Origin of the sequence: Vibrio anguillarum, assembly GCF_003390515.1 — a bacterium.
In the GTDB taxonomy this organism is placed as follows: Bacteria; Pseudomonadota; Gammaproteobacteria; order Enterobacterales; family Vibrionaceae; genus Vibrio; species Vibrio anguillarum.
Genome location: NZ_CP031479.1, coordinates 315,110 through 333,715 on the forward strand (window position 1 = coordinate 315,110; position 18,606 = coordinate 333,715).

The window sequence follows — 18,606 nt, forward strand, 5'->3', positions numbered from 1 at the left end:
AATATGTTTGCAATCATCACAAGTTCACAACAAAGCGCATCGCAGCCTAATCATGCCCCCGTGATCCAAGGCGGCATTGAAACACTGGAACAAGCGCACCAGTTTCTCGAACAGTTAGAAGATAGGCACTACACCCACTTAGCCACGCCAATTGTCGCCAGTTCAGTGGGGCAACATTTTCGTCATTGGTTGGATCTGTTTCATGCGCTGGCTAACTCAACTAGCACTATTGATTACAACCAACGCCGCCGGGGCCACCTCGTTGAGACGTCCCGCGCTGCGGCCTTGGCCGAAATTGAGTATTTAATTCAATGGTTAACGCAGTGCTCGGCCTCACTCCAAAAATCCGTTACGGTACTTGTTGAAACCTCATTGCAGGAAACGCAAGTGTGCTCTCTCTCATCAACATGGGAGCGAGAGTTAAGCTTCGCCACTTTGCATGCACAGCACCATTTTGCGATGGCTAAAGTGGTCGCTCATTTGCTGCATGTAGAAACCGATGCCGCTTTCGGCTTAGCGCCAGCCACGGCCTCCTTCATTCGGGGGCAATAACATGTGCTCAGTTTCTTGGTTACTCGACAAACACGGCTATCATCTGTTTTTTAACCGTGATGAACAAAAAAACCGCCCATTAGCGTTGCCACCTAAACAATACACGCAAGCTGGTGTTGAAGTGTTGATGCCGATTGATCCTGCCGGTGGAGGCAGTTGGATCAGCCTTAATGAATGCGGTTTGGCTTTGTGCTTGCTCAATAATTACCAAGGTAATATCCCCCAAGGAGCCGATGCCGAACGCTTAGTGAGCCGCGGTCAATTGCTTAAGCATTTATCCAGTCAAATCAGTGTTGAGAAGGTTATCCAAGCGTTTGCACAGCTCAACCTTCAGCAATTTGCACCATTCACTTTGCTTGCTTTCGACCCTGATTTAACTGATGTACAAGGCAATGTAATGGCTCTGGCGTGGAATGGTGAACAGAGCCAAATCGCAATGACGCAATCGCCTCTATTTTCATCCAGTGTCGATTTAGAACAGGTGCAACACTACCGCTCGCAGCTCTATCAAGCTTTAATCGCCGAGGAAGATAGTGTGCAACAGCGCCTAAAGTTTCACGCCCACCACCATGTCGCCCATCCACATTGGGCACCCTGTATGCATCGTCAAGATGCGCACACCGTTAGCTTTACCTATTTACGCGTCACACAACAGCAGCAGTATATGACCTATATCTCAGGTTCACCTTGCTTACAGCTCAGTGAGACATCACTCCACCAGCAGCGTGATGAGATCGACAAAACCACACCTTGGGTCGCCAATTTATGAGGAATCAACAATGAAACGTTTACTAGGACTATTACTGCTGTTTGTCAGCAGCGTGAGCCTCGCTGAGGATGAAATTTACACCAGCTTTCTGAGCAATAAAGCGCTGAGTGGCTACGACACCGTCGCCTACTTCACCAAAGGAGAGCCAGTAAAAGGCTCCTCCGATTTTTCGACCCTTTATAAAAATGCTCAGTGGTATTTTTCTTCAAAAGAGAACCTTGAACTGTTTCTGAATAACCCTAACCAATATGCGCCGCAGTATGGCGGCTACTGCGCTTGGGCCGTCTCTGAAAAGAACGATTTTGCTCCGGGAGATCCCAATCAATGGGCGATTGTCGACGACAAGCTCTATCTCAATTACGACAAAAAGATCAAAACATTATGGGATGCCAACCAAGCGGTGCACATCCAACAGGCCGATAAAAATTGGCCCAATTTAATTAAGTAGGAGCTACACCATGACGTTTAAAGCTAGCCAACATCTTCCCTCACTCTTGATTGCGTTTGTTTTTATTCAATCGCTTGTCTTTAAATTTTCCGGCTCTTACGAAACCAACTATATTTTTGGCACCTTAGGTGCGTGGTCTGGCCTCGGTTGGTTTGCTGTGTATGGCGGGTATTTAATCGGAACGGCTGAACTGATAGCCTCTATTTTGCTGTTTAGCCGCTGGCATGGCCTTGGTGCACTGATGAGCGTCGGCATTATGAGTGGTGCGATTTTCTTTCATTTATTTACGCCTCTTGGCATTGTGATGCCAGAGTTTAACCAAGTAGGAGAAGTGGTCGGCAATGATAGCGGCCTGCTATTTGCGATGGCTTGTCTTGTTTGGTTGTGTGCGGCTTTTTTGGTGCGACGAGATCTCAAAAACGGTGATGGTTTATTGCACCAGTGGCTGAATAAAGGAGTGTAATTATGCTAGCCAGTCCTTTTCGTTTACCACGACACACTCCATTTGGCGTCGCAGAATCAATTGTTGAATGGGCCTCTGGGCTTGCAATACTGGATAAACTGTATCAGCAGCGTCCTGCCAAACCCTCTTGCTTTGAGTTTATGCGCTACACGCTAGCGGCACTCAATATCGAATATCGCCTTGCTTTGGGCAGCATCGATAACATTCCACAAACAGGCCCAGTGGTGATCGTCGCTAACCACCCGCTGGGCGCAATTGAAGGGGTGATATTAGCCGATTTAATTGGTTCAGTACGCACCGATATTAAAGTGCTGGCGAATCAATTGCTAAAGCGCCTGCCTGAAATTAGTGAACTCTTTATCGGTGTCGATGTGTTCAATAGCAAAAGTGCTCGCAGCACCAATGCGCAAGCTATTCGAGATGCGAACCTTCATTTGGCTCAAGGTGGCTTATTGATTATCTTCCCCGCTGGTGAGGTATCTACTTACCCCAAAGGATCGCAAACACTGTCGGATATCGAATGGAGTCAATCCGTCGCCAAATTTGTTAAACGCGCCCAAGCCACCACCGTCCCGATCTTTATTAATGGTAAAAATAGCACTCTGTTTTATCAAGCGGGGCGAATTCATCCACTACTGCGAACGGCATTGCTCGGCCGCGAGCTACTGAATAAGCAGGCGCACAACATTGAAATTTCCATCGGCAATCCCATCCCCTATTCCGAAATAAAAGCATTTGAACAAGAACGGGACATTGTTCATTATCTGCGTCTCAATACCTATTTAATGAGTGCAACACCTTCCGCAACGCCATCCTCACCAGAATTAGTGACATCGCCCCTTCCTATTATTGATGCGCTTATTGTAGAGAAGCTTGAGCAAGATCTCGCCGCGCTGCCAAGCGAAAGCAAGCTCTTAGAGCAAGGTGATTGGATTGTCTATTGCGCCGCAAGCGAGCAGTTGCCCCACATACTGCAAGAGATTGGTCGAATTCGTGAAGAGAGTTTTCGCGCCGTAGGTGAAGGAAGCGGCTTAGCTTGTGATCTTGATGAGTATGATCGCCATTACTACCAACTCTTTGTTTGGCACAAGAAAGACCGTCAAATTGTTGGAGCTTATCGATTGGGGTTAGTGGATGAACTGATAGCGAAGCAAGGGTTAGCAGGGCTCTATTCCCGTAGCTTATTTCAGTATGATGAAGCCTTCATCAACACACTAGATACCAGTATTGAGCTAGGCCGCTCGGTGGTTTCCTCGAAATACCAGCGCAACCTCAACTCACTGTTAATGCTGTGGAAAGGTATTGCTGCGTTTGTCGCGCGTCATCCACAATATACGCACTTGTTTGGCCCAGTAAGCATTAGCAACGATTACAGCCACACCGCGCGACAATTAATGGCCGCCACACTCTCTATTCATCATTATGATCATGAAAAGGCAACCTTGGTTTCACCTTCCACTCCACTACGGTGCAATGGGAACACATTTTGGCAAACCAACTTGCTCTCCTCTTTGGCAAGCATTTCTCTGCTGTCGAAAGTGTTAGCAAAAATGGAAAATGGCAAGGGCCTTCCTGTATTGCTGCGCCAATATTTAGGGATGAATGGCAAGCTCGTCTGTTTTAATGTCGACCCCGCGTTTAACAATGCGTTAGATGGCTTAATTGTGGTGAACTTGAAACAAGTTCCACTGCATACACTGGCAAAATACATGGGTAAAGAGCAGGCCAGCGCTTATTTGGATTCGACACCTTTCAGTTCAAAGCCCTCATAAACGCAAAAGCCAGCAAGTTGTTCGCTGGCTTTAATTCTAAATGAAGGGGCTTATTTTAGAAGGCGTGCTCTAAATTGGCGTCCTTTCATCTTACCGCTTTCCATTTTCTTCAGTGCTTTTTTCGCCACCGATTTATGGACTGCAACGTAGCTGCGCATCGGTAACATGTTAATTTTACCGACATATTGACCGTCAATACCGTCGTTACTGGTCAACGCCCCTAGAATATCTCCCGGGCGCACTTTCTGCTTTTTACCGCCATCAATCTGGATAGTGACCATATTGGCTTGATAAGGCGCGTTGTTTAGCGCACTGGCATCAGGCAATTTAGCAGGTTCGATGGGCATATCCATATATTCATCAATCATCGCCACTCGGTGCATTTCACTGTCACTGAAGAAGCTAAAGGCTAAACCTTTACTGCCCGCTCGGCCAGTACGCCCAATGCGGTGCACGTGCACTTCAGGATCACGTGATAACTCAAAGTTAAATACCGCATCTAAGTTATCGACATCAAGGCCACGTGCCGCCACATCGGTTGCAACTAAAATGGAGATACTTTTATTAGCAAACTGCACCAAAGCTTGGTCACGGTCACGCTGCTCTAAATCACCATGCAGTTCCACCACACTAAAGCCCTTGTGATGTAGATCTTCAGCAACACTTTGTACTTCTTTCTTTGTATTACAGAACACCACGGCAGATTCAGGCTGATGGTGTAAAAGCAGTAGTTCTAACGCGCGATCACGCGCCTCTGTACCCTCTACTTTATAAAAATATTGCTGAATGCTGGACGTATCATGGGTGGATTCAACTTTGACCATTTCAGGCTCACGCATAATCCGCTGCGCAATTTGTTTGATTTGATTTGGGAACGTAGCACTAAACAGCAATGTTTGACGGCTGGTTGGCGTTTCATTGATGATCGCATCCAGCGCTTCTTGGAAACCCATTTCGAGCATTCGGTCCGCTTCATCAAGCACTAACGTATTGAGTTCAGAGAGATCGATACGACCTTTGTCTAAATGGTCAAGAATACGCCCCGGAGTACCAACCAAAATATGTGCACCGTGCTCTAACGAACCAATTTGTGGACCCATTGGCATGCCGCCACACAAGGTGAGCACTTTAATATTATGAATGGCGCGGCCGAGTGTACGAATATCCGTTGCGACTTGATCAGCTAACTCCCGCGTTGGGCATAGCACCAAAGCTTGAACGCGAAAACGCTTAACGTTGAGGTTAGATAATACGCCTAAACCAAACGCTGCTGTTTTTCCTGAGCCTGTTTTTCCTTGGCCAATCACATCCTTACCCGCCAAAATGGTTGGCAAGCTTAACGCCTGAATCGGCGTCATCTTGGTGTATCCCAAAGTATCGAGGTTAGAAAGAAGTTCTGGTTGTAGATTTACCGTTGAAAAAGAGAGATTACTCAAGAGACCGTCCTTTCGTTAGACGAAAATTAAACGCCTATTATCGTTATTTAACCTCGTGTGGCTAGTGAATCTTTATTTATCATTCATCAAGTTTGTAGCTCACTCTTAACCTTTGTTAATGAATCATGCACTTAAGCTTGATAGAGTAACAACATCCATTTTTAAAGGGGCACTACGATGATTACTTGGCACTGTCTTTCATTCTCACAATTAACCACTCACCAACTTTATGCGCTACTTAAACTGCGCGTCGATGTCTTTGTGGTCGAACAAACCTGTCCTTACCCTGAATTGGATAATAAGGATATTCAGCCAGGTGTTTTTCATTTAATTGGTGAACAGGATCAGCAGATTGTTGCCTGCGCGCGCTTACTCCCTGCGGGGATTAGCTACCCAAGTGTCAGCATTGGTCGCATTGCAACCCAAAAAGAAGCGAGAGGAAATGGCCTTGGACACCAATTAATGCAGCAAGCATTAGCCGAATGCCAGAAGCTGTGGCCCAATCAAGATATTGAAATTGGTGCACAGCACTATCTTGCTAGCTTCTATCAAAGTTATGGTTTTCAACAAACGTCGGCGATGTATCTAGAAGATGATATCCCGCATATCGACATGCAGCTCAGCAAGTAAATAGCCCCCTTGATCAAAGCGTGTTATTTACTGCGGCCAAATCCGCCATCTGAGCGCCTGAAAAACATCACTGATTGATCGTTTTTCTCAAGTTGCAGGATATCGAGTTGCCCATCAGCCGCGAGTTTGAAGCGAACTAATTGGCCTTGGGTAATTTGGCTGAGCGGTTTGTCACTGCCTTCAATTTTGACTAAGGCATTAAGATCAGACATCGGTAAATCATTTGCCCGAAAAACCTGCGACAAAGTGTCCCCGTTTTTAACCGTGTACTCTCGCCAGAACTCAGATTTACGATCGGTTTGTTGAGGCGTTTTTTGTTCACTCAACCCAACCGTATTAATGCTGATTTCCACACGCTCACTACTTTTCGGTAGAGCGGCCTGCTCTGTTCGCTCAGGAAAAGGAATAATAATGAGCAAACACACTACTGGAACGATCGCTAATAAAGCGCGCTGGTGAAGCTTAGGCAGCGCCAGCCAAACTGTGCGAACACGTAAAATAGGGCCACGCCAATCGAATGCATGCCACTTCTGTTGGATAAACGCTAAATAATCAGTTTGCGGTTTCTTCTTGTGACGACGATTCATCTTAACCCGTCTCCTTTTCTGTCGAGCTACAGTATAAAAACTCAAGAGGGATCAGTATAGAGCCAAGGTGGCGATAACGTAAACGTTGACACAATCTTGAACATTTTTCTTTGGGATCTGCGATTTGTCACAACCTGAAGGTTCAATATTGGATATTTCCCATTAGCATTTCATCCCATGCTTGAAACTGATATCCTTTGGCACTTGTTTATTTACATAAAAAGAGTGACTGTTTATGTCTGAAGTAAAATTTGACACGGTAGAGCAAAAAGCAAGCTACGGTATCGGTCTACAAATGGGACAACAACTTGCGGGTAGTGGTCTAGAAGGACTTAACGTTGACGCCATCGCCGCAGGTATCGCAACCGCATTAGTAGGCGACATGCCATCAATTGAAATTGATGAAATCAATAATGCACTGCAAGAGTTGCACATGCGTGCAGAATCTCTACGCCAAGAAGCTGCCAAAGCAGCCGCCGCCGACGGTGAAGTATTCTTAACAGATAACGCACTACGCCCTGAAGTGACCGTTCTTGAATCTGGTCTACAGTACGAAATTCTTACAGAAGGTACGGGGGATATCCCGACATCTGACAAGCAAGTACGTGTTCATTACCACGGTGAATTGACTGACGGTACAGTATTTGATAGCTCTGTATCTCGCGGTCAACCAGCTGAATTCCCAGTAACAGGTGTAATCAAAGGTTGGGTAGAAGCACTACAACTGATGCCTGTGGGTTCAAAATGGAAACTCTATATTCCACAAGATCTTGCCTATGGTGAGCGTGGCGCTGGCGCTGCAATTCCTCCTTTTGCAGCTCTAGTATTTGAAGTAGAGCTACTCGATATTCTATAAATAGAATTGATAGTGAGAAGGTTGGCATTCGCTGACCTTTTTTTATTAGTATTTCTTACTTAGCATCTATCAAAAACGACACTACGCATACTTATCTGGTTAGCCCGTGTTCAAAGATAAAATCTACGCATACAAAAAAGCCGAGTATTACTACTCGGCTTTTTTAATTATACGAACTGATTACTCAGCAGCAGCTTCTACAGCTACTTCTGGGCGATCGACAAGCTCAATGTATGCCATTGGAGCTTTATCACCAGTACGGAAACCGCACTTTAGGATACGTGTGTAGCCGCCTTGGCGAGCTGCAAAACGTGGACCTAGTTCGTTAAATAGTTTTGCCACAACTTCGTTATCACGAGTGCGAGCAAATGCTAGACGACGGTTTGCAACACTGTCAGTCTTAGCTAGTGTAATCAAAGGCTCAACGACGCGACGTAGCTCTTTTGCTTTTGGCAAAGTAGTCTTGATAACTTCATGACGTACTAGAGAGCTAGCCATGTTGCTGAACATCGCTTTGCGATGACTGCTGTTGCGGTTGAGTTGACGACCACTCTTACGATGGCGCATGACCTAATCCTTCTAACTAGTATCGATTAATCTTCAGCGATAGACGCTGGCGGCCAGTTCTCTAGGCGCATACCCAAAGATAGACCACGTGATGCAAGCACGTCTTTAATCTCTGTAAGAGATTTCTTACCAAGGTTTGGCGTTTTAAGTAGCTCAACCTCAGTGCGCTGTACTAGATCACCGATGTAGTGAATCGCTTCTGCTTTCAAACAGTTAGCAGAGCGAACTGTTAGTTCAAGATCGTCTACAGGACGCAGTAGGATTGGATCGAATTCTGGCTTCTCTTCCTTCTCCTCAGGTACACGTACATCACGAAGATCTACGAACGCATCCAATTGTTCAGCAAGAATAGTTGCTGCACGACGGATTGCTTCCTCAGGTTCTAGAGTACCGTTCGTTTCCATATCGATAACGAGCTTATCTAAATCAGTACGTTGTTCTACGCGAGCGGCTTCCACAGAGTAGGCAATTTTGTCTACTGGGCTGTAAGTAGCATCTACAAGTAGACGACCGATTGGACGCTCATCTTCTTCAGTATGGATACGAGCTGAAGCTGGAACATAACCACGACCACGTTCTACTTTGATACGCATAGCGATCTCAGCGTTGTCATCCGTTAGATGACAAATCACGTGCTCAGGGTTAGTGATCTCTACATCACCATCATGGGTGATGTCACCTGCAACAACAGGGCCCGAGCCTGATTTGTTCAGCGTAATGAACACTTCATCTTTGCCTTCGGCAACGCGAACAGCCAAACCTTTTAGGTTCAGAAGGATCTCAAGGATATCTTCTTGAATGCCTTCTTTGGTGCTGTACTCGTGTAGTACGCCTTCAATCTCCACTTCAGTTACAGCACAACCTGGCATTGAAGATAGAAGAATACGGCGAAGTGCATTACCCAGAGTATGGCCGAAACCACGCTCTAACGGCTCAAGAGTTACTTTTGCGTGTGTCGTGCTAATCTGTTCGATATCAACAAGACGTGGCTTAAGAAATTCTGTTACAGAACCCTGCATTGTGTCCTCTCTTTAGTTTAACCTTACTTAGAGTAAAGCTCGACGATCAATTGTTCGTTGATGTCAGCTGACAGGTCAGAACGCTCAGGCATACGCTTGAATGTACCTTCCATTTGGCCGCCATCTACTTCAATCCAAGTTGGTTTTTCGCGTTGTTCAGCAACTTCTAGAGCTGCTTTAATGCGAGATTGCTTTTTAGCTTTCTCACGGATTGCAACAACGTCGTTAACCGCAACATTGAAAGAAGGAACGTTTACAACTTTACCGTTAACTAGGATAGCTTTGTGGCTTACTAGCTGACGTGCTTCTGCGCGAGTAGCGCCAAAGCCCATGCGGTAAACTACGTTATCAAGACGACCTTCAAGAAGCTGAAGTAGGTTTTCACCAGTATTGCCTTTAAGACGTGCAGCTTCTTTGTAGTAGTTACGGAATTGTTTTTCTAGAACGCCATAAATACGACGAACTTTTTGCTTCTCACGAAGCTGAACACCGTACTCAGATAGACGACCGCGACGAGCGCCGTGTACACCTGGTGCGTTGTCAATTTTACACTTGGTATCAATCGCACGAATGCCTGACTTAAGGAACAAGTCAGTACCTTCGCGGCGGCTAAGCTTCAGCTTAGGACCCAAATATCTTGCCATGATCTTTCTCCAATCTTCCTAGAAACGTTATACGCGGCGTTTCTTAGGTGGACGACAACCGTTATGAGGGATTGGTGTCGCATCAACAATGTTAGTGATACGGAAACCAGCAGCGTTCAGTGCGCGAACAGTTGATTCACGACCTGGACCTGGACCCTTAACCATAACCTCTAGGTTCTTAAGGCCGTATTCTTTAGCCATTTCAGCACAACGCTCAGCAGCAACCTGTGCAGCGAACGGAGTAGACTTACGAGAACCGCGGAAACCAGAACCACCAGCAGTTGCCCAAGCTAGAGCATTACCTTGACGGTCTGTGATAGTTACGATTGTGTTATTGAAAGATGCATGGATGTGCGCTACGCCATCAGCAACTTGCTTGCGTACACGCTTACGTGCGCGAGTTGGTTGTTTTGCCATTGTACTCTATACCCTTCCGACTATTTCTTGATCGGTTTACGCGGACCCTTACGGGTACGAGCGTTGGTTTTAGTACGCTGTCCACGTAGTGGTAGACTGCGACGATGACGAAGACCACGGTAACAGCCAAGGTCCATAAGACGCTTGATGTTCATGGAAACTTCACGACGAAGATCACCCTCTACAGTGTATTTAGCTACACCATCACGCAGTAGATCGATCTGCTCTTCAGTTAGTTCACTGATCTTAACACTTTCAGCAATACCCAAATCAGCTAAGATAGCTTTCGAACGGGTCTTACCGATGCCGTAGATTGCAGTTAATGCAATTACAGCATGCTTCTGATCAGGAATGTTAATGCCTGCTATACGGGCCACTATTCACTCCTAGTACTTATATAAGAAATTATCCGCAGCAAAGCCCGTCGAGGATACGCTGCGGCATACTACTTCTTTTGCACACAAAAGGTAGGCCGAGGAATATACTCGACCGACCTTTATATTTCAAGTAAAAATTTCTGCTAATTAGCCTTGGCGCTGCTTGTGCTTTGGCTCACTGCAAATCACGCGAACGACGCCGTTACGCTTGATTACTTTACAGTTACGACAGATTTTTTTAACGGAAGCACGAACTTTCATTGCTAAACTCCGTAAGTGAAATCTGAATTAACGGCCGTAGCCCTTCAGATTTGCTTTTTTCAACACAGAATCATACTGTTGGGACATCATATGAGTCTGTACCTGTGCCATAAAGTCCATAATCACAACCACTACGATAAGTAGTGATGTGCCGCCGAAGTAGAAACGTACGTTCCACGCGACCATCATGAACTCGGGAATCAGACAGATAAAGGTAATGTAGAGAGCACCTGCTAAGGTTAGTCTGGTCATTACTTTATCAATGTATCTCGCTGTCTGCTCACCTGGGCGGATGCCGGGTACGAACGCACCGGACTTCTTCAAGTTATCCGCTGTTTCACGAGGGTTAAACACCAACGCTGTGTAAAAGAAACAGAAGAAAATAATCGCTGCTGCATAAAGCATAACGTACAGAGGTTGACCAGGGCTAAGAGCCAAAGACACATCAGTTAACCAACCGAATGTGCTGCTCTCACCATTTTGACCAAACCACTGAGCTAATGTTCCTGGGAACAAAATAATACTCGATGCAAAAATTGCAGGTATTACACCCGCCATATTAATTTTCAATGGCAAGTGAGTACTTTGCGCTGCAAACACTTTACGACCTTGTTGACGCTTTGCATAGTTAACGACAATACGACGCTGACCACGCTCCATGAAAACAACGAAATAAATTACAGCAAAAGAAAGTACCGCAATTAACAACAGAAGAAGCACATGCAATTCACCTTGACGCGCTTGCTCAATCGTTTGTCCGATTGCCGAAGGCAATCCAGCAACAATACCTGCAAAAATCAAAATGGAAATACCATTTCCTATTCCACGCTCAGTAATTTGTTCACCTAACCACATTAAGAACATGGTGCCAGTTACTAAACTCACGGTAGCAATCAGGGTAAACATGGTTTGGTCGATAACAACCAGATTGTTGACCATGTTTGGTAAGCCTGTTGCGATACCAATAGCTTGGAATATTGCAAGTACAAGCGTGCCATAACGCGTATATTGGCTAATCTTACGACGCCCTGCCTCACCCTCTTTCTTGAGTTCGGCTAACGCTGGATGAACTACAGTTAGCAATTGGACAACAATTGACGCCGAAATATACGGCATGATGCCCAATGCTAAGATAGATGCACGCGAAAGAGCACCACCGGAGAACATGTTAAACATTTCAACGATGGTACCTTTTTGCTGTTCGAACAAATCGGCAAGTACAGCTGCGTCAATACCAGGAATCGGCACAAAAGAACCGGCTCGGAATACTAAAAGTGCACCAATTACGAATAATAAGCGCGACTTTAGCTCACTTAAGCCGCTCTGAGCACTACGAAAATCTTGTCCTGGTTTCTTAGCCATCTGTACCTCGTTCCTCGAGATTATTCCTCGATTTTACCGCCTGCAGCTTCGATTGCAGCTTTAGCGCCTTTAGTCACGCGAAGACCTTTCACAGTCACTGCTTTGCTAATCTCACCAGAAAGAACAACTTTAACATTTTCGATGTTCTTAGTGATTAGGTTAGCTGCTTTCAAGCTGTTTAGATCGACCACGTCACCCGTAACTTTCGCTAGCTCAGCTAGACGAATTTCAGCAGACACTAGGCTCTTACGAGAAGTGAAACCGAATTTAGGTAGACGTTGTTTTAGAGGCATTTGACCGCCTTCAAAACCTGGACGAACTGTACCGCCAGAACGTGACTTTTGACCTTTGTGACCGCGGCCACCTGTTTTACCAAGGCCAGAACCGATACCACGGCCTAGACGCTTAGGAGCGTGCTTAGAACCAGCAGCCGGTGATAGAGTATTCAAACGCATTCTGATTACTCCTCAACTTTAACCATGTAGTAAACCTTGTTGATCATACCGCGTACACACGGTGTATCTTCAAGTTCTACTGTATGGTTGATACGACGAAGGCCTAGACCACGCAAAGTAGCTTTGTGCTTTGGTAGACGACCAATTGAGCTTTTAGTTTGAGTTACTTTAATAGTTGCCATGGTGCTTACTCCGAAATCGCTTCAACAGTGAGACCACGTTTAGCTGCAACCATTTCTGGTGACTTCACATCTACTAGACCAGCAACTGTTGCACGAACAACGTTGATTGGGTTAGTAGAACCGTACGCTTTCGCAAGTACGTTATGTACACCGGCAACTTCTAGTACAGCACGCATCGCACCACCGGCGATAACACCTGTACCTTCTGCAGCTGGCTGCATGTAAACTTTAGAGCCCGAGTGACGACCTTTCACCGCGTGGTGAAGAGTGCCTTCGTTAAGAGCGATAGTAACCATGTTACGACGCGCTTTTTCCATTGCTTTTTGAATCGCTGCAGGTACTTCACGAGCTTTGCCGTATCCGAAACCTACGCGACCATTACCGTCACCAACTACAGTTAGTGCAGTAAAGCTCATGATTCGACCACCTTTAACCGTTTTAGAAACACGGTTAACTGCGATTAATTTTTCTTGCAAATCACTAGCTTGTTGTTGTTCTTTAGCCATCTTCCAACCCTACCTTAGAATTTCAGACCAGCTTCGCGAGCAGATTCTGCTAGCGCCGCTACTCGACCGTGGTATTGGAAACCAGAACGATCAAACGCAACAGCTGATACGCCTTTTTCAAGAGCGCGTTCTGCAATAGCTTTACCTACCGCTTTAGCTGCGTCTACGTTACCGGTGTTCTTAACTAGCTCACGGATCGCTTTTTCTACAGTAGAAGCTGCTGCGATAACCTCAGAGCCGTTTGATGCGATAACCTGAGCGTACACGTGACGAGGAGTACGGTGTACTACTAGGCGAGTTGCACCCAGTTCAGCAATCTTACGACGTGCGCGTGTAGCACGACGGATGCGAGATGCTTTCTTATCCATAGTGTTACCTTACTTCTTCTTAGCTTCTTTACTACGCACATTTTCATCTGCGTAACGGACGCCTTTACCTTTATAAGGTTCTGGCTCACGGTAAGAACGGATGTCAGCCGCAACTTGACCCACTACTTGCTTATCGCAACCAGTTAGGACAATTTCAGTTTGGCTAGGACATTCAGCATTGATACCCGCTGGTAGTTCATGCTCTACAGGGTGTGAGAAGCCTAAAGTAAGACTTACTGAGTTGCCTTTAATAGCAGCACGGTAACCAACACCTTTAAGAACAAGCTTCTTAGTAAAGCCTGCAGTAACACCAACAACCATGTTGTTTACTAGTGCACGAGCAGTACCTGCTTGTGCCCAAGCGTTAGCAACACCTTCACGAGGACCGAAAGTAAGGTTGTTTTCTTCCTGTGCAATAACTACGCCTTTATTCAGGACGCGAGTCAGCTCACCTTTACCACCTTTTACAGTGATTTCTTGGCCGTTTAGTTTCACCTCTACGCCAGCTGGAATAGCGACAGGTGCTTTAGCAACACGAGACATATCCTACTCCTTACGCTACGTAGCAAATGATTTCACCGCCAAGACCTGCTTTGCGAGCAGCACGGTCAGACATCAGACCCTTGGAAGTGGACACCACAGCAACACCCATACCGCCCATCACTGTTGGTAACGCGTCTTTTTTCTTATAAACGCGTAGACCAGGACGTGAAACACGTTGGATTTGCTCGATTACTGGTTTAGCTTGGAAGTACTTAAGAGTAACTTCTAGCTCAGGTTTTACTTCGCCTTCAACAGCGAAATCTGCGATATAACCTTCAGCTTTTAGCAGTGCAGCAATTGCAACTTTAAGCTTTGAAGAAGGCATTTTTACAGCAACTTTATTTGCTGCCTGACCGTTACGAATGCGGGTCAGCATATCCGAAATCGGATCTTGCATGCTCATAAGATTTACTCCAAATGATTAAGTGGCAATTACCAGCTAGCCTTACGAAGTCCAGGAATCTCGCCTTTCATGCAAGCTTCGCGAACTTTGATGCGGCTTAGACCGAACTTACGTAGGAAACCGTGTGGACGACCAGTTTGGTTGCAACGGTTGCGCTGACGTGAAGCACTTGAATCACGTGGAAGAGCTTGCAGTTTAAGAACTGCGTTCCAACGATCTTCTTCAGATGCGTTTACATCGCTGATGGTAGCTTTTAGCATCGCACGCTTTTCTGCGAACTTAGCTACTAGCTTTGCACGTTTTACTTCACGTGCTTTCATTGATTGTTTAGCCATAACAGTAACCCTTCACCTTACTTACGGAATGGGAAGTTAAAGGCAGCCAGCAGAGCACGGCCTTCCTCATCGGTACCAGCAGAAGTCGTGATAGTGATATCAAGACCGCGTACACGATCGACTTTATCGTAGTCGATTTCTGGGAAGATGATTTGCTCGCGAACGCCCATGCTGTAGTTACCGCGTCCGTCAAAAGACTTAGCGCTAACACCACGGAAGTCACGTACACGTGGAAGTGCAATAGAGATTAAACGCTCTAAAAAATCCCACATACGTTCGCCACGCAAGGTTACTTTACAACCAATTGGGTAGCCTTCACGAATTTTGAAACCTGCAACAGATTTACGAGCTTTAGTGATCAGTGGTTTTTGACCAGAGATCGTAGCCATATCAGCTGCTGCATTTTCTAATAGTTTCTTATCGTTGATAGCTTCACCAACGCCCATGTTTAGGGTGATTTTATCAATCCTAGGGACTTGCATGACGCTTGTGTAACCGAACTGTTTGGTCAGTTCAGTCACTACAGACGACTTGTAGTAATCATGCAGTTTCGCCATAGTAGAACTCCAAATTACTTCTAATTAGTTAGAAACGATTTCACCGTTAGATTTGAAGAAACGAACTTTTTTGCCGTCTTCAAAACGGAAACCGATACGGTCCGCTTTACCAGTTGCTGCGTTAAAGATTGCAACGTTAGAAGCATCAATAGCTGCTTCTTGTTCAACGATGCCACCTTGTTGACCTAGAGCCGGAACCGGCTTTTGGTGTTTCTTAACAAGGTTGATACCTTCAACGATAACTTTACCAGTTACGAGAACCTTAGTTACTTTACCTTTCTTGCCTTTATCTTTACCAGCAAGAACGATTACTTCGTCATTACGACGGATTTTAGCTGCCATGTGTGCCGCTCCTTACAGAACTTCAGGTGCTAGTGACACGATTTTCATAAATTTCGCATTGCGAAGTTCACGAGTCACTGGACCAAAGATACGTGTACCGATAGGTTGCTCTGTATTATTGTTCAACAATACGCAAGCATTACGGTCGAAGCGAATGACAGAACCGTCTGGACGACGTACGCCTTTACGGGTGCGAACTACCACCGCCTTCAGTACATCACCTTTTTTAACTTTACCGCGAGGAATTGCTTCCTTCACTGTAACTTTGATGATGTCACCGATATGTGCATAACGGCGGTGAGAGCCACCCAGAACCTTAATACACATTACCTTGCGCGCGCCTGAGTTATCAGCTGCATCAAGTGTACTTTGCATTTGGATCATTGTTAGTGCTCCGCTAAATATTAAAACTAGACCCTCTCGGGTCGGGCTGCCTCTTTAAAAGGGACGCGAATTGTACCACCCTTTCCTAAGATTGGGTAGACAAAAAATAAACGGCTCCAAAAAAACTTTGGAGCCGTTTAAAATCATAGAATAACGATGATTACATCTTCGCTTTTTCTATAACTTTAACCAATGTCCAAGACTTAGTCTTAGACAGAGGACGACACTCACGAATCTCAACGGTATCGCCTAGGCCACACTCGTTGTTTTCGTCATGTGCGTGTACTTTAGTCGTACGCTTTACGAATTTACCGTAAATTGGGTGTTTCACCATGCGCTCGATAGCAACAGTGATAGATTTATCCATCTTGTCACTAATAACACGACCTAGTTGAGTACGAATTTTGTCGCTCATTATTCGCCTGCCTTCTCAGTCAAAACAGTTTTAACGCGTGCGATATCACGGCGTACAGCTTTCAAAGTATGAGTTTGCTGTAGTTGACCAGTTGCAGCTTGCATGCGCAAGTTGAACTGTTCACGTAGCAAATTCAGTAGCTCAGCGTTAAGCTCTTCAGCGCTTTTTGCGCGTAGATCTAGTGCTTTCATCACATCACCTGTTTAATTACGAATGTAGTTTTGAATGGCAGTTTACGAGCCGCTAGGCGGAACGCTTCACGTGCCAATTCTTCAGGTACACCGTCCATTTCGTACATAACCTTACCAGGTTGGATTTGGGCTACCCAGTACTCAACGTTACCTTTACCCTTACCTTGACGAACTTCTAGTGGTTTTTCAGTGATTGGCTTATCTGGGAACACACGGATCCAGATTTTACCTTGACGCTTAACATGACGTGTCATTGCACGACGTGCCGCTTCGATCTGACGAGCAGTTAGACGACCACGTCCAACGGCTTTAAGACCAAATGTACCGAAGCTTACGTCAGTACCTTTAGCTAGACCGCGGTTGCGACCAGTATGAACCTTACGGAACTTAGTGCGTTTAGGTTGTAGCATCAGTCGACTCCTTACTTACGGCCTTTACGCTGCTTCTTAGGCTTGTCAGCCTTTGGCTCAACAGCGTTTGCAGCTGGCATACCACCAAGGATTTCACCCTTGAAGATCCAAACTTTAACGCCGATCACACCGTATTGAGTGTGAGCCGAAGAAGTTGCGTAATCAATGTCAGCACGTAGAGTGTGTAGAGGCACACGGCCTTCACGGTACCACTCAGAACGTGCAATTTCAGCGCCGCCAAGACGACCGCTTACTTCCACTTTGATACCTTTAGCGCCTAGACGCATAGCATTTTGTACCGCACGCTTCATAGCACGACGGAACATAACGCGACGCTCTAGTTGAGACGCGATGCTATCAGCCACTAATTGGCCGTCTAGCTCAGGCTTACGTACTTCAGCGATGTTAATTTGCGCTGGTACACCTGCAATTTTAGCTACAGCTGCGCGTAGCTTCTCAACGTCTTCACCTTTCTTACCGATAACAACGCCTGGGCGAGCAGTGTGGATAGTCACACGAATGCTCTTAGCAGGACGCTCGATAACGATGCGTGATAGAGACGCTTTTGAAAGTTCCTTAGTAAGGAACTGACGTACCTTGAAGTCGCCGTCTAGGTTGTCAGCGAAATCTTTGGTGTTAGCAAACCATGTAGCATTCCAAGGCTTAACGATGCCAAGACGAATACCATTAGGATGTACTTTCTGACCCATTGCTTACTCTCCTAGTCTCTTAGCGGTCTGCTACAACAACAGTGATGTGGCTTGAACGCTTCAAGATACGATCCGCACGGCCTTTTGCACGAGGCATAATACGCTTCATGACCGGGCCCTCATCTACGAAGATTTTAGCGACATTAAGATCGTCGATATCTGCACCTTCGTTGTGTTCTGCGTTAGCGATAGCTGACTCTAGAACTTTCTTAACTAATACAGCCGCTTTTTTGTTGCTGAAAGTTAGGATTTCAAGAGCCTGATCCACAGATTTACCACGGATTAGATCTGCAACTAAGCGAGCTTTCTGAGGAGAAATGCGAGCAAAGTTATGTTTAGCAATAGCTTCCATCATTTACTCCTTAGCGCTTCTTAGCTTTCTTATCCGCAGCGTGACCACGGTAAGTACGAGTTGGTGCGAATTCGCCCAGTTTGTGACCGATCATTTCATCAGTGACAAATACTGGAACGTGCTGACGACCATTATGGACAGCGATGGTCAAACCAATCATTGATGGAATGATCATTGAACGACGGGACCAAGTCTTAATAGGCTTTTTGTCTCCGCTTTCCACCGCTTTCTCTACCTTCTTCAGCAAGTGTAGGTCAATAAATGGACCTTTCTTGAGAGAACGTGGCATGGCT

Annotated in this window: 32 protein-coding genes; 7 read left to right on the forward strand and 25 right to left on the reverse strand. The window is 45.8% G+C overall.

Annotated elements, in window-relative coordinates; translation table 11 throughout:
* Positions 1-3 precede the first annotated feature (3 nt).
* From DD616_RS05505 to DD616_RS05525, 5 genes are read left to right on the forward strand one after another with little or no spacing between them, the layout of a single operon-like run.
* Entirely contained in the window at positions 4-552 is a 549-nt protein-coding gene (locus tag DD616_RS05505) for a hypothetical protein (protein ID WP_017046985.1), read from the forward strand.
* A gap of 1 nt (position 553) precedes the next feature.
* The gene (locus DD616_RS05510; protein WP_208872046.1) at positions 554-1,321 is read left to right on the forward strand and encodes an NRDE family protein; all 768 of its coding nucleotides are present in this window, start codon (positions 554-556) and stop codon (positions 1,319-1,321) included.
* A 10-nt stretch (positions 1,322-1,331) separates the two neighbouring features.
* Entirely contained in the window at positions 1,332-1,769 is a 438-nt protein-coding gene (locus DD616_RS05515; RefSeq protein WP_094124067.1) for a YHS domain-containing (seleno)protein, read from the forward strand.
* 10 nt (positions 1,770-1,779) lie between these two features.
* On the forward strand, positions 1,780-2,232 hold the full coding sequence (locus tag DD616_RS05520; RefSeq protein ID WP_013855934.1) for a hypothetical protein: 453 nt from the start codon (positions 1,780-1,782) through the stop codon (positions 2,230-2,232).
* Between the two features lie 2 nt (positions 2,233-2,234).
* Entirely contained in the window at positions 2,235-4,004 is a 1,770-nt protein-coding gene (locus tag DD616_RS05525; RefSeq protein ID WP_208872047.1) for a bifunctional lysophospholipid acyltransferase family protein/GNAT family N-acetyltransferase, read from the forward strand.
* Between the two features lie 50 nt (positions 4,005-4,054).
* Here DD616_RS05525 and dbpA read toward each other — a convergent pair whose 3' ends face one another.
* Positions 4,055-5,440 (reverse strand): ATP-dependent RNA helicase DbpA, encoded by a 1,386-nt coding sequence (gene dbpA / locus DD616_RS05530; RefSeq protein WP_017042859.1) that lies wholly within the window; start codon positions 5,438-5,440, stop codon positions 4,055-4,057.
* 177 nt (positions 5,441-5,617) lie between these two features.
* Here dbpA and DD616_RS05535 point away from each other — a divergent pair, with 177 nt between their 5' ends.
* Positions 5,618-6,070: a GNAT family N-acetyltransferase gene (locus DD616_RS05535; protein ID WP_013855931.1), complete on the forward strand. Its 453-nt coding sequence runs from the start codon at positions 5,618-5,620 to the stop codon at positions 6,068-6,070.
* A 23-nt stretch (positions 6,071-6,093) separates the two neighbouring features.
* Here DD616_RS05535 and DD616_RS05540 read toward each other — a convergent pair whose 3' ends face one another.
* A complete protein-coding gene (locus DD616_RS05540; protein ID WP_157724320.1) occupies positions 6,094-6,657 on the reverse strand; it encodes a LysM-like peptidoglycan-binding domain-containing protein in 564 nt (187 codons plus the stop codon).
* A gap of 235 nt (positions 6,658-6,892) precedes the next feature.
* Here DD616_RS05540 and bamJ point away from each other — a divergent pair, with 235 nt between their 5' ends.
* Positions 6,893-7,513, forward strand: coding sequence for a BamJ family beta-barrel-assembly machinery protein (gene bamJ, locus DD616_RS05545; protein ID WP_010318783.1), 621 nt, complete (start codon positions 6,893-6,895; stop codon positions 7,511-7,513).
* 180 nt (positions 7,514-7,693) lie between these two features.
* On the opposite strand, the gene rplQ is transcribed toward bamJ, so the two are convergent.
* The 23 genes from rplQ to rpsS all read right to left on the reverse strand — a co-directional run bounded on the left by rplQ (position 7,694) and on the right by rpsS (position 18,602).
* Positions 7,694-8,080, reverse strand: coding sequence for a 50S ribosomal protein L17 (rplQ, locus tag DD616_RS05550; RefSeq protein ID WP_017042856.1), 387 nt, complete (start codon positions 8,078-8,080; stop codon positions 7,694-7,696).
* Between the two features lie 26 nt (positions 8,081-8,106).
* Positions 8,107-9,099 carry a DNA-directed RNA polymerase subunit alpha gene (locus tag DD616_RS05555; protein ID WP_010318781.1) on the reverse strand — a complete coding sequence of 331 codons (993 nt, stop codon included), beginning with the start codon at positions 9,097-9,099 and terminating at the stop codon, positions 8,107-8,109.
* Positions 9,100-9,122: 23 nt separating this feature from the next.
* Positions 9,123-9,743, reverse strand: coding sequence for a 30S ribosomal protein S4 (rpsD, locus tag DD616_RS05560; RefSeq protein ID WP_013855928.1), 621 nt, complete (start codon positions 9,741-9,743; stop codon positions 9,123-9,125).
* 27 nt (positions 9,744-9,770) lie between these two features.
* Positions 9,771-10,160 (reverse strand): 30S ribosomal protein S11, encoded by a 390-nt coding sequence (rpsK, locus tag DD616_RS05565; RefSeq protein WP_001118870.1) that lies wholly within the window; start codon positions 10,158-10,160, stop codon positions 9,771-9,773.
* A 20-nt stretch (positions 10,161-10,180) separates the two neighbouring features.
* Positions 10,181-10,537, reverse strand: a complete 357-nt coding sequence (gene rpsM / locus DD616_RS05570) for a 30S ribosomal protein S13 (RefSeq protein WP_010318779.1) — start codon at positions 10,535-10,537, stop codon at positions 10,181-10,183.
* Positions 10,538-10,684: 147 nt separating this feature from the next.
* Positions 10,685-10,798, reverse strand: coding sequence for a 50S ribosomal protein L36 (gene rpmJ, locus DD616_RS05575; protein WP_000868186.1), 114 nt, complete (start codon positions 10,796-10,798; stop codon positions 10,685-10,687).
* Between the two features lie 27 nt (positions 10,799-10,825).
* Positions 10,826-12,160, reverse strand: a complete 1,335-nt coding sequence (secY, locus tag DD616_RS05580; RefSeq protein ID WP_017046739.1) for a preprotein translocase subunit SecY — start codon at positions 12,158-12,160, stop codon at positions 10,826-10,828.
* Positions 12,161-12,180: 20 nt separating this feature from the next.
* Positions 12,181-12,615: a 50S ribosomal protein L15 gene (rplO, locus tag DD616_RS05585; RefSeq protein WP_010318777.1), complete on the reverse strand. Its 435-nt coding sequence runs from the start codon at positions 12,613-12,615 to the stop codon at positions 12,181-12,183.
* A 5-nt stretch (positions 12,616-12,620) separates the two neighbouring features.
* The gene (rpmD, locus tag DD616_RS05590; RefSeq protein WP_004398455.1) at positions 12,621-12,797 is read right to left on the reverse strand and encodes a 50S ribosomal protein L30; all 177 of its coding nucleotides are present in this window, start codon (positions 12,795-12,797) and stop codon (positions 12,621-12,623) included.
* Positions 12,798-12,802: 5 nt separating this feature from the next.
* A complete protein-coding gene (gene rpsE / locus DD616_RS05595; RefSeq protein ID WP_010318775.1) occupies positions 12,803-13,303 on the reverse strand; it encodes a 30S ribosomal protein S5 in 501 nt (166 codons plus the stop codon).
* Positions 13,304-13,317: 14 nt separating this feature from the next.
* Entirely contained in the window at positions 13,318-13,671 is a 354-nt protein-coding gene (rplR, locus tag DD616_RS05600) for a 50S ribosomal protein L18 (RefSeq protein WP_013855926.1), read from the reverse strand.
* A gap of 9 nt (positions 13,672-13,680) precedes the next feature.
* On the reverse strand, positions 13,681-14,214 hold the full coding sequence (rplF, locus tag DD616_RS05605) for a 50S ribosomal protein L6 (protein WP_010318773.1): 534 nt from the start codon (positions 14,212-14,214) through the stop codon (positions 13,681-13,683).
* 10 nt (positions 14,215-14,224) lie between these two features.
* Positions 14,225-14,617 carry a 30S ribosomal protein S8 gene (gene rpsH / locus DD616_RS05610; protein WP_010318772.1) on the reverse strand — a complete coding sequence of 131 codons (393 nt, stop codon included), beginning with the start codon at positions 14,615-14,617 and terminating at the stop codon, positions 14,225-14,227.
* Between the two features lie 29 nt (positions 14,618-14,646).
* Complete coding sequence (gene rpsN, locus DD616_RS05615) at positions 14,647-14,952, reverse strand: 30S ribosomal protein S14 (RefSeq protein WP_010318771.1); 306 nt, start codon at positions 14,950-14,952, stop codon at positions 14,647-14,649.
* Positions 14,953-14,969: 17 nt separating this feature from the next.
* The gene (gene rplE / locus DD616_RS05620; RefSeq protein ID WP_010318770.1) at positions 14,970-15,509 is read right to left on the reverse strand and encodes a 50S ribosomal protein L5; all 540 of its coding nucleotides are present in this window, start codon (positions 15,507-15,509) and stop codon (positions 14,970-14,972) included.
* Between the two features lie 24 nt (positions 15,510-15,533).
* Entirely contained in the window at positions 15,534-15,851 is a 318-nt protein-coding gene (gene rplX / locus DD616_RS05625) for a 50S ribosomal protein L24 (RefSeq protein ID WP_010318769.1), read from the reverse strand.
* 12 nt (positions 15,852-15,863) lie between these two features.
* Positions 15,864-16,235: a 50S ribosomal protein L14 gene (rplN, locus tag DD616_RS05630; protein WP_010318768.1), complete on the reverse strand. Its 372-nt coding sequence runs from the start codon at positions 16,233-16,235 to the stop codon at positions 15,864-15,866.
* Between the two features lie 160 nt (positions 16,236-16,395).
* Complete coding sequence (gene rpsQ / locus DD616_RS05635; protein ID WP_013855925.1) at positions 16,396-16,650, reverse strand: 30S ribosomal protein S17; 255 nt, start codon at positions 16,648-16,650, stop codon at positions 16,396-16,398.
* The gene (rpmC, locus tag DD616_RS05640; protein WP_010318766.1) at positions 16,650-16,841 is read right to left on the reverse strand and encodes a 50S ribosomal protein L29; all 192 of its coding nucleotides are present in this window, start codon (positions 16,839-16,841) and stop codon (positions 16,650-16,652) included. The genes rpsQ and rpmC overlap by 1 nt, the downstream gene beginning before the upstream one ends.
* On the reverse strand, positions 16,841-17,251 hold the full coding sequence (gene rplP, locus DD616_RS05645; RefSeq protein WP_010318765.1) for a 50S ribosomal protein L16: 411 nt from the start codon (positions 17,249-17,251) through the stop codon (positions 16,841-16,843). Before rplP ends, rpmC begins: the two co-directional genes overlap by 1 nt.
* A gap of 11 nt (positions 17,252-17,262) precedes the next feature.
* Positions 17,263-17,961 carry a 30S ribosomal protein S3 gene (gene rpsC / locus DD616_RS05650; RefSeq protein WP_010318764.1) on the reverse strand — a complete coding sequence of 233 codons (699 nt, stop codon included), beginning with the start codon at positions 17,959-17,961 and terminating at the stop codon, positions 17,263-17,265.
* 19 nt (positions 17,962-17,980) lie between these two features.
* Positions 17,981-18,313: a 50S ribosomal protein L22 gene (gene rplV / locus DD616_RS05655; protein WP_026027327.1), complete on the reverse strand. Its 333-nt coding sequence runs from the start codon at positions 18,311-18,313 to the stop codon at positions 17,981-17,983.
* A 10-nt stretch (positions 18,314-18,323) separates the two neighbouring features.
* Positions 18,324-18,602 (reverse strand): 30S ribosomal protein S19, encoded by a 279-nt coding sequence (gene rpsS, locus DD616_RS05660; protein WP_010318762.1) that lies wholly within the window; start codon positions 18,600-18,602, stop codon positions 18,324-18,326.
* Between the last annotated feature and the right edge of the window lie 4 nt (positions 18,603-18,606).